At 72.8% G+C, this 12231-nt stretch carries 10 protein-coding genes; 2 read left to right on the top strand and 8 right to left on the bottom strand.

Going from position 1 to position 12231, the window contains the following annotated elements; all coding sequences use genetic code 11:
• Positions 1-15: 15 nt before the first annotated feature.
• Together gatA and gatC are read right to left on the bottom strand one after the other, a co-directional pair.
• Positions 16-1494 carry an Asp-tRNA(Asn)/Glu-tRNA(Gln) amidotransferase subunit GatA gene (gene gatA / locus BM339_RS00155; protein WP_075020095.1) on the bottom strand — a complete coding sequence of 493 codons (1479 nt, stop codon included), beginning with the start codon at positions 1492-1494 and terminating at the stop codon, positions 16-18.
• A 102-nt stretch (positions 1495-1596) separates the two neighbouring features.
• Positions 1597-1944, bottom strand: a complete 348-nt coding sequence (gatC, locus tag BM339_RS00150) for an Asp-tRNA(Asn)/Glu-tRNA(Gln) amidotransferase subunit GatC (protein WP_021595468.1) — start codon at positions 1942-1944, stop codon at positions 1597-1599.
• 198 nt (positions 1945-2142) lie between these two features.
• On the opposite strand from gatC, the gene BM339_RS00145 reads away from it, so the two are divergent.
• Positions 2143-2394, top strand: coding sequence for a DUF6458 family protein (locus BM339_RS00145; protein WP_021595467.1), 252 nt, complete (start codon positions 2143-2145; stop codon positions 2392-2394).
• Positions 2395-2500: 106 nt separating this feature from the next.
• Here BM339_RS00145 and BM339_RS00140 read toward each other — a convergent pair whose 3' ends face one another.
• From BM339_RS00140 to mnmA, 5 genes are all read right to left on the bottom strand, one after another.
• Positions 2501-4609, bottom strand: coding sequence for a putative bifunctional diguanylate cyclase/phosphodiesterase (locus BM339_RS00140; protein WP_075019583.1), 2109 nt, complete (start codon positions 4607-4609; stop codon positions 2501-2503).
• 255 nt (positions 4610-4864) lie between these two features.
• Complete coding sequence (gene ligA / locus BM339_RS00135; RefSeq protein ID WP_372506062.1) at positions 4865-7024, bottom strand: NAD-dependent DNA ligase LigA; 2160 nt, start codon at positions 7022-7024, stop codon at positions 4865-4867.
• Positions 7025-7082: 58 nt separating this feature from the next.
• Complete coding sequence (locus BM339_RS00130; RefSeq protein ID WP_024935349.1) at positions 7083-8084, bottom strand: methionine synthase; 1002 nt, start codon at positions 8082-8084, stop codon at positions 7083-7085.
• Between the two features lie 24 nt (positions 8085-8108).
• Entirely contained in the window at positions 8109-8927 is an 819-nt protein-coding gene (locus BM339_RS00125) for an LLM class F420-dependent oxidoreductase (RefSeq protein WP_024935350.1), read from the bottom strand.
• A 148-nt stretch (positions 8928-9075) separates the two neighbouring features.
• Positions 9076-10206: a tRNA 2-thiouridine(34) synthase MnmA gene (gene mnmA, locus BM339_RS00120; RefSeq protein WP_024935351.1), complete on the bottom strand. Its 1131-nt coding sequence runs from the start codon at positions 10204-10206 to the stop codon at positions 9076-9078.
• Between the two features lie 67 nt (positions 10207-10273).
• Between mnmA and BM339_RS00115 the strand changes: the two genes are divergently transcribed.
• A complete protein-coding gene (locus BM339_RS00115; RefSeq protein ID WP_021599090.1) occupies positions 10274-11377 on the top strand; it encodes a DUF695 domain-containing protein in 1104 nt (367 codons plus the stop codon).
• On the opposite strand, the gene BM339_RS00110 is transcribed toward BM339_RS00115, so the two are convergent.
• Complete coding sequence (locus tag BM339_RS00110; protein ID WP_021599089.1) at positions 11365-12189, bottom strand: DUF1206 domain-containing protein; 825 nt, start codon at positions 12187-12189, stop codon at positions 11365-11367. The two genes, BM339_RS00115 and BM339_RS00110, sit on opposite strands and share 13 nt — an antisense overlap.
• Between the last annotated feature and the right edge of the window lie 42 nt (positions 12190-12231).

Genomic DNA, 12231 nt, shown 5'->3' with positions numbered 1-12231 from the left:
CCGTTCCGTGGTCGCCTAGAGGGCCGGGGCCTTCGCCAGCAGGGGATCGCCCCAGCGGTCTTCGAGGGCGCGTTCGACGGCGGCGCCGACGCGGTAGGCGCGGTCGTCGCCGAGGACGGGGGCCATGATCTGCAGCCCGACGGGCAGGCCGTCGGACAGCCCGCACGGCACGGAGATCGCGGCGTTGCCGGTGAGGTTGGCCGGGATCGTGCACAGGTCGGCGAGGTACATCGCGATCGGATCGTCGGCGCGCTCGCCGATGGGGAACGCCGTGGTCGGCGTGGTCGGCGAGACCAGTACGTCGACCTGCTCGAACGCGGCCTCGAAGTCGCGCTTGATCAGGGTGCGGACCTGCTGCGCCTTGCCGTAGTAGGCGTCGTAGTAGCCGGACGACAGCGCGTACGTGCCGAGCATGATGCGCCGCTTGACCTCGGGGCCGAAGCCCTCCGCGCGGGTCAGCGCCATGACCTCCTCGGCGCTGCGGGTGCCGTCGTCGCCCACGCGCATGCCGTAGCGCATCGCGTCGAAGCGGGCCAGGTTGGACGAGCACTCCGACGGCGCGATCAGGTAGTAGGCGGGCAGCGCGTAGGTGAAGTGCGGGCAGGAGACCTCGACGACCTTCGCGCCGAGCGACTCCAGCAGCTCGACCGCCTCGGTGAAGCGGGCGGAGACGCCCGCCTCGTAGCCCTCGCCGGCGAACTCCTTCACGACGCCGACGCGCAGGCCGTTGACGTCGGCGTGGCGGGCGGCCTCCACGACCGGCGGGACGGCCTCGGGCACCGAGGTGGAGTCCATCGGGTCGTGGCCGCTGAACGCCTCGTGCAGCAGCGCCGCGTCGAGCACGGTCCGGGCGAACGGGCCGGGCGTGTCGAGCGACGACGCGAAGGCGATCACCCCGTAGCGGGACGAACCGCCGTAGGTCGGCTTCATCCCGACGATGCCGGTGACGGCGGCGGGCTGCCTGATGGAGCCTCCGGTGTCGGTGCCCGTGGACAGCGGCGCCTGGTACGAGGCCACCGCCGCCGACGACCCGCCGGACGAGCCGCCCGGGACGCGCTCCAGGTCCCACGGGTTGCGGGACGTGAAATAGGCGCTGTTCTCCGTGGACGAGCCCATCGCGAACTCGTCCATGTTCGTCTTGCCGAGGATCACCAGCCCGGCCGCCCGCAGCCGCGCCGTGACGGTCGCGTCGTACGGGGGGCGCCACCCCTCCAGGATCTTCGATCCGGCGGTGGTGGGCATGTCCGTCGTGGTGAACACGTCCTTGTGCGCGATGGGGACGCCGGCCAGCGGGCCGAGCTCCTCCCCCGCCGCGCGCCGCTCGTCCACCGTCCGCGCCTGCGCCAGCGTCGTCTCGCGGTCGACGTGCAGGAACGCGTTGACCTGCCCGTCCACCGCGGCGATGCGGTCCAGATGCGCCTCGGCGACCTCGACCGCCGACACCTCGCCGCCGCCGAGCAGCTCCCCGAGCTCCGCCGCGCTCTTCCCGACCAGCTCGCTCGCTGCGACCTGCTGGGGGGACGACCCCCCAGACCCCCCGCCACGTGCCGCCTGACCGGTGCCCTGCACTCCGCTGCGCTCCGTTCCGGTCACCGGTCAGGCCTCCTCGTCCAGGATCCGCGGGACGCGGAAGCGCTGCTCCTCCGCGGCGGGCGCGCCGGAGAGGGCCTGCTCCGGGGTGAGGCACGGCCGTACCTCGTCCGCGCGGTAGACGTTGGTCAGCGGCAGGGCGTGCGAGGTCGGCGGGATGTCCTCCGCAGCGACCTCCTGCACCCGCGCGACCGCGGAGATGATCTGGTCGAGCTGGGCGGCGAGATGGTCGAGCTCATCGTCGCCGAGCGCCAGCCGGGACAGCCGGGCGAGGTGCGACACCTCGTCACGGGTGATGGCTCCGCCGGGAACTTCGTCCGCGGCGGAGCCATGAGAGGCGGCGTGCTCACTCATGGGATGAGAAACCGTTCCTGCGATGAAGTGGGTTCCCGGCCATCCTATGGGCCGCACCCGCTCCGCCCGACCGATTTACCACCCCGGCAAGCCGGTGCCGCGGCCAGGCGTACCTCCCGAAACATCCAAGGATTGTTTAGCTTCACCTGGTGGGGAACGCTCTCGTCGTCCAACCGGGGACGACGAGAGGAGACCGCCATGACCATCGGCGGCAGCATCGCCCTGATCATCGTCGGCGCGATCCTGGCTTACGCGGTCGACTACGACCTGAGCGGCATCGACATCCGGCTGGTCGGTGTGATCCTGATGGTCGGCGGCCTGATCGGCCTCGTCATCGGCCTCATCCGGATCATGTCCGCCCGCCGCACCGTGGAGCGCCGTCCCCCGCCCCCGCACGTTCGCGAAGAGCACTACTACGAGGACGACTACCAGCCGCGCCGCCCCTATTGACCCAGGGGGCGACCCCCTGGAACCCCCGTCACGACGGGCATGCGTGCTGCACTCGCTCCGCGCGCCTGCCCGTGACCCTGGCTGAGCTTCAAAACCCGGTGGGAGTTCAGGCGGCTGGTTCGGGGGCCTTGCGGGCCTGGCGGCGGAGCCATTGGGTGGCGGTGTCGGCGTCCATGGGGCGGCCGAAGTGCCAGCCCTGGGCGGCGTCGCAGCCCATCTCGCGGAGGGCGTCGGCGGTGGAGGGGTCCTCGACGCCCTCGGCGACCGAGCGGAGGCCGAGGGTGCGGACGAGGTCGACGATGGAGCGGACGATGACGGCGTCGTCGGGGGACTCGCCGAGCCGCTGGACGAACGACGCGTCGATCTTGATCTCCTCGACCGGGAGGCGTTTGAGCCGGACGAGCGAGGAGTAGCCGGTGCCGAAGTCGTCCAGGCTGAGCGGGATGCCGAGGTCGGCGAGGGCGCCGACGGTGTCGGAGGCGTAGGCGGGCTCGTTCATCAGGATCCGCTCGGTGATCTCCAGCTGGAGGGCGGCGGCGGGCAGGCCGCGGGCGAGCAGGCCCTCCTCGATCGTCTCGGTGAGGCCGGTGTCGAGCAGGTCGCGGCCGGAGGCGTTCACCGCGACCTGGACGGCGAGGTTCTCGCGCCACCAGGCGGCGGTCTGGGTGAGCGCGGCGTCGACGACGTAGTGGGTGATCGAGCGCATGAGGTAGGTCTGTTCGGCGATCGACAGGAACGCCTCGGGTTCGAGCACGCCCTTGTCGGGGTGGCGCCAGCGCAGCAGGGCCTCCATGCCGACGAGGTGGCCGTCCCGCAGCGCGACCTTGGGCTGGTAGAACAGCTCCAGCTCGGAGCGGTCGATGGCGCGGCGCAGGTCGCCGAGCATGGTGAGGCGGGCCGGGGAGTTGCGGTCCTTGGTGGGCGAGTAGATCTCGACGCCGGAGCGGGCCTCCTTGGCGTTGTACATGGCGACGTCGGCGCGCTGGAGGAGCAGCTCGAAGTCGGGGGCGTGGTCGGGGAACAGCGCGATGCCGACGCTGCCCTCCAGGTCGAAGGACATGCCGTCCAGCCGGACGGGTTCGCTGAGCGCGGCGCGCAGCCGGGCGGCGACCTCGCGGGCGGCGGCCTCGTCCCGGACGGTGGGCAGCAGCACCGCGAACTCGTCGCCGCCGAGCCGCGCCACGAGGTCGCCGGGGCGGACGCTGTGGGTGAGCCGGTGCGCGACGAGCTGCAGCAGCCGGTCGCCGGTGGGGTGCCCGAGGGTGTCGTTGACCTCCTTGAACCGGTCGAGGTCGAGCAGGAACAGCCCGGCCCGGTGGCTCGGCGGCTCGGCGGTCTTGCGGCGGCGGGAGGCCAGGCCGGCGGCGCGCGGGAGGCGCCGGTCGGCCCCGCGGGCCTCGGCGAGCGCCTCCTCGGTGCGGACGATCAGCAGCTTGCGGTTCGGCAGGCCGGTCAGCCCGTCGTGCAGGGCCTGGTGCTCGCGCCGGACGGAGACGGACGCGTTCATGTAGACGGCGATGAACGGCAGGACGATCAGCGGCACGAAGAGGGCCGACCGGTCCATCGCGACGACCATGAGGGGGGCGAGGCCGAGCAGCGCCAGGTGGACGAGGACCTGGTAGGCGAGGTCCCAGCGGAGCGCCTTGAGGAGGGGCACGCGGGCGTGCAGGGCGACGGCGGCGCCGACGAGGGTGTCGTTGCAGGCGAAGTAGACGGCGCCGGCGAGCGCGATCGCGGGCAGGTCGGAGCCGTCCGGCACCCAGCGGTCGGACGGGGTGGCGAGGTCGCCGAAGAGCGCGAGGACGAGCTGGGCGGCGGCGAGGCTGAGGGTGTACTGCGCGGCGTTGAAGGCGATGCGGTGCGGGGCGCGGGCGCGCAGGATCCCGCAGGTGATCACGGCGACGGCCTGCAGGGCGGCGGCGACGGGCAGCCCGGCGTACAGCAGCGCGGCGAACGAGAAGGTGGTGGAGGTGGTGGCGCCGTTGTTCTCGGTGGAGCCGGGCGTGATGATCGGGCGCAGCTCGCCGAAGATGATGAAGCCGCCGAGGATCCAGAAGACCGGCGTGCTGACGAGCGCGTCGAGGTCGGCGCGGCTCAGCCCGGAGAAGGAGGTGGCGCCGGCGGCGACGCCGAGCAGGATGACGACGAGGAAGTACGTCCACAACGGGGAGCCACGGCGTGGCGCCGTGTTCCGCGTGTTGTTCGGGTCCTTCATCACATCCTCGGGGGGTTCGGGGGGCCGTCCCCCGGCACCGGACGCCCCCGACCTCGGGGACGCCCCCCGGGTGCGACGTCCGGAGATTCAGGTGTGGGTCGTGATGAGAGGGAGGGTACGGCCTTTGCTCAACTTCGCGAAACCGGTTGCGTACGTTCCGTTATGCCCATTCCGCACCCATCCCTCGCCGTTGGGTAGTTGAAGTGTACCCCTGAGTAACGCAACCCTGGTCGCAACCCCCGAAAACACACCGTGTTATCCGTCGGCGCGCATAGTCACGTTTTTGGCCGCATCCGGCCCATCGGCCAGCAGGACGCGGAAGCCGTCCTCCTCCAGGACCGGTACGCCCAGTTTGACGGCCTTGTCGTATTTGGACCCGGGGCTGTCGCCCACGACCACGAAGCCCGTCTTCTTCGACACCGACCCGGACACCTTGCCGCCGAGGCGCTGCACCGCCTCGGTCGCCGAGTCCCGGCTGAACCCCTCCAGGGAGCCGGTGATCACCACGCTGACGCCCTCCAGCGGGCGCGGGCCCGCGGCGCCCTCGTCCTCCATCCGGACGCCCGCGGCCCGCCACTTGTCGACGATCTCCCGGTGCCAGTCGACGGCGAACCAGTTCTTGATCGACGCGGCGATGGTCGGCCCGACGCCGTCGACCGCCGCGAGCTCCTCCTCGGTCGCCTCCGCGATCGCGTCCATCGAGCGCATCTCGCGGGCGAGGTCGCGCGCGGCGGACGGCCCCACGTGCCGGATCGACAGCGCCACCAGCACCCGCCACAGCGGCTGCCGCTTGGCCTTCTCCAGCTCGTCGAAGAGGATCTCGACCGTCTTCTTCGGCTCGCCCTCCTTGTTCGCGAAGAAGGAGACGATCTTCGGCTCGCCGGTCTTCGGATCGGTCTTGGCGGTGCCGGTCTTGGGGTCGAGCACGACGCTGCGGATGGGCAAGAGCCGGTCGACGGTCAGGTGGAACAGGTCGCCCTCGTTCTTGACCGGCGGGTCGGACGGTTCCAGCGGCTGCGTGAGCGCGGTGGCCCCGACGTAGCCGAGCGCCTCGATGTCGAGCGCGTTGCGGCTCGCCACGAAGAACACCCGCTCGCGCAGCTGCCCGGGGCAGTACTGCGCGTTCGGGCACCGGATGTCGGCGTCGCCCTCCTTCTCGTACGCCAGCTCGGTGCCGCACTCGGGGCAGTGCGAGGGCATCTGGAACTCGCGCTCGGAGCCGTCCCGCAGCGCGGTGACCGGCGCGACGATCTCCGGGATGACGTCGCCGGCCTTGCGCAGGACGACCGTGTCGCCGACCAGCACGCCCTTGCGCTTGACCTCGCCCGCGTTGTGCAGCGTGGCCCGGTCGACCGTCGACCCGGCGACCTTCACCGGCTCCATCACGCCGTACGGGGTGATGCGCCCGGTGCGCCCCACACCGACCTTGATGTCGAGGAGCTTGGTGTTGACCTCCTCGGGCGGGTACTTCCACGCGATCGCCCAGCGCGGCGCCCGGCTGGTCGAGCCGAGCCGCCGCTGCAGCGAGAACTGGTCGACCTTGACGACGACGCCGTCGATCTCGTAGGCGGTGGCGTGCCGGTTCTCGCCGTACTCGGCGATGTACTCCCGGACGGCGTCCAGCCCGCCGACGACCTTGTAGCGGTCGCTCACCGGCAGGCCCCAGCCGCGCATCAGCTCGTACGCGCCGGACTGGCTCTCCGGCTGCGTCCCGCCCCGCCACGCGCCGAACCCGTGGACGAGCATGCCGAGCGGCCGGTGCGCGGTGACCCGCGGGTCCTTCTGCCGCAGCGACCCGGCCGCGGCGTTGCGCGGGTTGGCGAACGGGTCCTTGCCCGCCTCGACCTGCGCCGCGTTGACCTGCTCGAACCCCTCGACCGGCAGGAAGACCTCGCCGCGGACCTCCAGCACGTCCGGCCAGCCGTCGCCGGACAGCCGGTCCGGGACGTCGGAGATCGTGCGGATGTTGTTGGTGACGTCCTCGCCGGTGCGCCCGTCGCCGCGGGTGACCCCGCGGACCAGCCGCCCCTTCTCGTACGTCAGCGCGATCGCCAGCCCGTCGATCTTCAGCTCGCACAGGTAGCCGGCGACCGTGCCGACCTCCTTGACCACCCGCTCGTCCCACGCCAGGAGCTCGTCGGCGCTCATCGCGTTGTCGAGGCTCTGCATCCGCTCCAGGTGCTGGACGGTCGCGAAGTCGGTGACGATCGGGGCGCCGACCTTCTGCGTCGGCGAGTCGGGGGTGACGAGCTCTGGGTGCCGCTCCTCCAGCTCGCGGATCTCCCGCATCCGCCGGTCGTACTCGGCGTCGGTGAGCGTCGGCTGATCGAGGACGTAGTACCGGTAGTTGGCGTCCTCGAGCTCCTCGCTCAGCTCCAGGTGCCGCTGCCGCGCCTCCGCGGGTACGTCGCTCATGGTCATGCCCCTATTGTCGCCAACACCGCCGACAATACGAGCGCCCGCCACACCCCGCTCAGTCGGCCGCTTCGTAAAGCATCCGGGCCGTCTCGCGGCACCGTTCCAGCGCCGCGCGGACGTACCGCGGCGACGCCCCCGCCATCCCGCACGCGGGTGTGATCACGACCTGCCGCCCCAGTTGCGCGGCCGGGAACCCGAGCCGCCGCCACAGCTCCTTCACCGGCCCGGCGGTCGCCTGGAGGGACGGCAGGGCGGCGTCGGTCGCCGGCACCGCGCCGAGGAACAGGCCCGTGCCCGCGTCGATCGCCTCCCCCACCGCGTCGTCGTCGCGTTTCGGCACCAGCCGCAGATCGACGGAGATGGCCTTCGCGCCCGCGCCGCGCAGCAGCCCGTACGGGACGTTCCGGGCGCAGCAGTGGACGACGGGGTAGGCCTCCGCCGCCTCGATGACCCCGCGCAGCGTCTCCTCGGCGACCGGTTCCTCGATCGCCCGGAGCCGGGAGAAGCCGCTGGCGGTCGGGACCGTCCCGGCGAGGGCGGCGGGCAGGCCCGGCTCGTCCAGCTGCAGGACGATCCGCGCGGCGGGCAGCCGGCGCCGGACGTCGGCGACGTGCGCGGCGACGCCCTCGGCGAGGGACGCGGCCAGGTCGCGGACGGCGCCCGGGTCCTTGAGCGCCCGGTCGCCGTGCCGCAGCTCGATGGACGCGGCCAGCGTCCACGGCCCGCACACCTGGATCTTGAACGGCCCGTCGTGGCCGCCCGCGGCCTCCTCCAGGACGTCCAGGTCCCGGGCCAGGTGGTCGCGGGAGCGGAGGGTGTCGCGCCCCGGGCGGTCGGAGAACCGCCAGCCCGACGGCTCCAGGTGCACCGGCATGTCGATCAGCAGCCCGGCCGTGCGGCCCGCGAGGTCTGCGCCGGGGCCGCGCGCGGGCAGTTCCGGCAGGTGCGGTAGGTCGGGCAGCTCGCCGAGGACGATCCGCAGCGCCTCGGCCGGGTCCTCGCCCGGATAGGACCCGACGCCGGTCGCCGTCCCGGCCTGCCAGGGGTAGTCGGTCACGCGCAGAACCCTATCGGCGCGAGATCACACCAGTTCCGCGAGCCGGTCCAGGGCGCGGAGCGTGTCGTCCTCGGGCTCGGTCGGCAGGTTGAACAGCACCTCGTCGACGCCGGCCTCCTCCAGGCCGGCGACGACCTCCCCCTTGGGCGGCGTCCCGAACACCGTGACGGGCAGGCGCCGGCCGGCGCGCTCGCGCAGCTCGGCGATCTGCTCCGCGAGCCGGTCGGTGCCGCGCCCGTAGATCGGCATCCAGCCGTCGCCGAACTCCACGACCCGGTCGAACGTCGTCGGGCCCGCCCCGCCGACCAGCACGGGAGGATGCGGATCCTGGACGGGCTTGGGGTAGGAGAACACCGGGTCGAAGTCGACGAACTCGCCGTGGAACTCCGCCTCGTCCTTCGTCCACAGCTCCTTGACGGCCAGCACGCGCTCGCGGAGCAGGCGCATCCGCGTGGTGGGCTCGGTGCCGTGGTTGCGCATCTCCTCCCGGTTCCAGCCGGCGCCGACGCCGAGCGCGGCCCGCCCGCCGGAGACCAGGTCGAGCGAGGCGACCTCCTTGGCCAGCAGGATCGGGTCGCGCTGGACGACCAGCGCGATGCCCGTACCGACGCGCAGCCGCTCGGTCGCCGCCGCGGCGGCGGTCAGCGCGACGAACGGGTCGAGGGTCCGGTAGTAGTGCCGCGGCAGCTCGGCCCCGCCCGGCCACGGCGTCTCCCGCTTCACCGGGATGTGCGTGTGCTCGGCCAGGTACAGCGATTCGAACCCGCGCTCCTCCAGCGCCCGCCCGAGCACCCCCGGAGCGATCCCGTCATCCGTCACAAAGGTCGAAATACCGAACTGCACAGCACGCCTCCCATGATCCGCCGGTGCAACGACCTCGGCCACCGGCTCAGCCACCGACTTGCCCGAGCCGGTCGATCGCGTGCGAAGCCAGTTTCGAGCCTGCGAGAAACTGATCGCGCAGCGAGCCGCCAGGCGAGTCGTAGCGATGCTAGCGATCGCCGCGGTGCCCGTTGAAGGAAGGCGCTCCAGCGCCTGACGCCGAGGGCGACGCAGTAAGAATCGTGGAGGACGCTAGGACGCGGTCGCCGCTGTAGAGGACGGCCGCCTGCCCCGGCGCGACGCCGCGGGCGGGGGCGGACAAGGTGATGCGGAGCTCGTCGCCCGCCTGCTCGGCCGTGCAGTCGTAGACCTCGCCGTGCGCGCGGAGCTGGACCTGGCAGCCGAACGGGCCGCCGGGCGCCTCGCTCAGCCAGACCGGACGCCCGCCGGTGATCTCGTGGACGTCCAGCGACTCCCGCGGCCCCACCGTCACGGTGTTCGACACCGGCGAGATGTCGAGGACGTAGCGGGGGCGCCCGTCCGGCGCGGGGGTGCCGAGCCGCAGGCCCTTGCGCTGGCCGATCGTGTAGGCGTAGGCGCCGTCGTGCTCGCCGACCTCGTTGCCGTCGGTGTCGACGATGGGGCCGGGCGCCGAGCCGAGCCGGTCGGCCAGGAAGCCGCGGGTGTCGCCGTCGGCGATGAAGCAGATGTCGTGGCTGTCGGGCTTGTCGGCGACCTGGAGGCCCCGCCGCTCCGCCTCCCGCCGGATGTCGGCCTTGGCGGTGTCGCCGAGCGGGAACAGCGCGTGCGCGAGCTGCTCGGGCGTGCACACGGCGAGGACGTACGACTGGTCCTTGCCCGCGTCGACGCCACGCCGCAGGACCGGGACCGCACCGGAGGAGTCCAGCCGCGCGTAGTGGCCGGTGCAGACGGCGTCGAAGCCGAGCGCCATCGCCCGGTCCAGCAGCGCCGCGAACTTGATCTTCTCGTTGCAGCGCAGGCACGGGTTCGGGGTGCGGCCCGCCGCGTACTCGCTGACGAAGTCCTCCACCACGTCCCGGTGGAAGCGCTCGGCGAGGTCCCACACGTAGAACGGGATGCCGATCACGTCGGCGGCGCGGCGCGCGTCCCGGGAGTCCTCCAGGGTGCAGCACCCTCGCGCGCCCGTCCGGTACGACTGGGGATTCCTGGACAGGGCCATGTGGACGCCGGTGACGTCGTGCCCGGCCTCGGCGGCGCGGGCGGCGGCCACGGCGGAGTCGACGCCGCCGGACATGGCGGCTAGAACGCGCAGAGTCATAGTCCTTCGAGCGTACGCGGCGTGGCCCGGTCCCCCGGCGTCATTTCCGCGTACGATTGGGGCCGCTATGGGAATCTTCCGCCGTCCGCGCGAGGCGTCCGCCGTCGTACCGCCCGCCATCAGCGAATTCTGGGAGTGGTGGGCGCAGGCCCGCCCGACGATCGAGGCGTCGCTGGCCGCCGCTCCGGAGGAGGCCGCGCCCGGCGAGGGCTCCGCGCCGGGCGAGGCCGCCGTGCCGGGCGAGGGCCTGTCCGCGGACACGATCGGGGAGCTGTCCCGCCGCGTCCACAAGATCCACCCCGGGCTGCAGTGGGAGATCGGCGGTGCCGACGACCGGTCCCCGTCGCTGACCGTGACCGGCGGCGGCGACCCCGAGCTGCGCGGCCTGACCGAGCGCTGGGCGCGGTCCGCGCCGGCCGGGGCGGCGGCGGGCGGCTGGAGCTTCCACCCGGCGCGCCAGCCCGACCCGGAGATGCTCTCCCAGGACCTCGTCCTCGGCGACCACGAGTTCGACCTGGAGTACGTCCGCCTCGGCATGCGCGCCGACGCCGACCGCGCCCGCGTGCACATCACCGCCTACCACCCCGACTTCCTGTTCGTCTCCGAGGAGCAGCAGCTCCAGGTGGCGCTGAACGTCCTGCACTGGGCGCTCGGCGAGGACGACGTGGCCCGCTGGGTGGGCGAGGTGACGATCGCGACGGAGGCGCCGATCGACGCGCTGCCGCCGTCGATGCTCGCCGCGGTCGTCGAGCAGGTGGCCGAGCCGTTCGCCGAGCCCGCCTGGCTGACCGGCGAGGGCCGCACCCCGCGCGGCCATCCCGCCCGGCTCGGCGCCCGGTTCCCGCTGCACCGGCAGGACTACCCGCTCTGCGACCTGCATGTGGCGATCACCGTCCCGTACGCCAACAGCAACCCCGACCGGCTCCCCGTCGAGCCGTCGGCGGGCGCCCTGCGCGCCTTCGAGAAGAAGCTCACGAAGCTGGGTGACCGCGCGGTCCTCGCCGTCCGCGAGACGGGCGACGGCCTGCGCGTCTTCCACCTGTACGCCGACCCCGACTCCGGCGTCATCTCCGAGCTCGACCAACTCGCCGCGGCATGGTCGGAGGGCAAGGCCAAGGTCGCCTCGACCAGCGACCCCGGCTGGAAGGCCCTCGCGCCCTACCAGCCCTGACGGGTCGTGTCGACCTTGCGGTAGCGGGCCTCGCAGAAGCTGTAGAGGCCGAAGGTGAGGACGCCGAAGGCCACCGCGACCAGGCCCCAGGGGCCCGCGGGCGTGTCGGCGAACTCGCGCAGGGTGCCGTCCAGGCCCTGGGCCTTGTCCGGCTGGAAGGTGACGGCCGCGTAGGCGAGGAAGGCGCCGACGGCGGCGCCGACGAGGCCGCGGGCGCCGTTGCCGACGATCCCGAGCGGCTGGACGGAGCGGCGCGCGAGGCGGCCCATCTCGCCCCTTCGGAGCTCCTCCATGAACGTGCGGCGGACGGCGTGCGCGATCACGACGCCGCCCCACACCACGAAGCCCGCCGCGACCGCCAGGACGAGCCATCGGCCGCCGGGCTCGCCCATCAGCCGCGCCGTGATGGTCTTGGACTGCTGGTCGCTCGACCGGCCCTGGTAGCCGAACGCGAACGCGAGGGTCGCCGCGAAGCCGGCCGTGTAGACGACGCCGCGCGCGGCGGAGGCGAGGCGCTTGGTGGGCTTGTCGCCGTCCGGGACGGGGCGCCCGTACAGGGCCTCGGCGTACTGCCACAGAGCGAGGGCGGCGAAGCCCACCGCCATCAGCCAGAGGATCGCGTCGCCGCCGGGTTTCTCGGCGACCTCCTGGAGGGCGCCCTTCCGGTCGGCCTCCTGCCCGCCGCCGCCGAAGGCGACCTGCAGGGCCAGCCAGCCGATCAGCAGGTAGAGGAGGCCGCGCGCGACCAGCCCCACGCGCGACATGTGGTGGAACCAGGGATGTCCCGCCGCCTGCTTGATTCCGTCGCTCACGTCCGTTGCCACGGGCACGCTGTCCCCGTTCAAGGGACGGTC

Source organism: Actinomadura madurae, from assembly GCF_900115095.1.
In the GTDB taxonomy this organism is placed as follows: domain Bacteria; phylum Actinomycetota; class Actinomycetes; order Streptosporangiales; family Streptosporangiaceae; genus Spirillospora; species Spirillospora madurae.
This window is presented reverse-complemented; position numbering and strand designations above follow the sequence as displayed.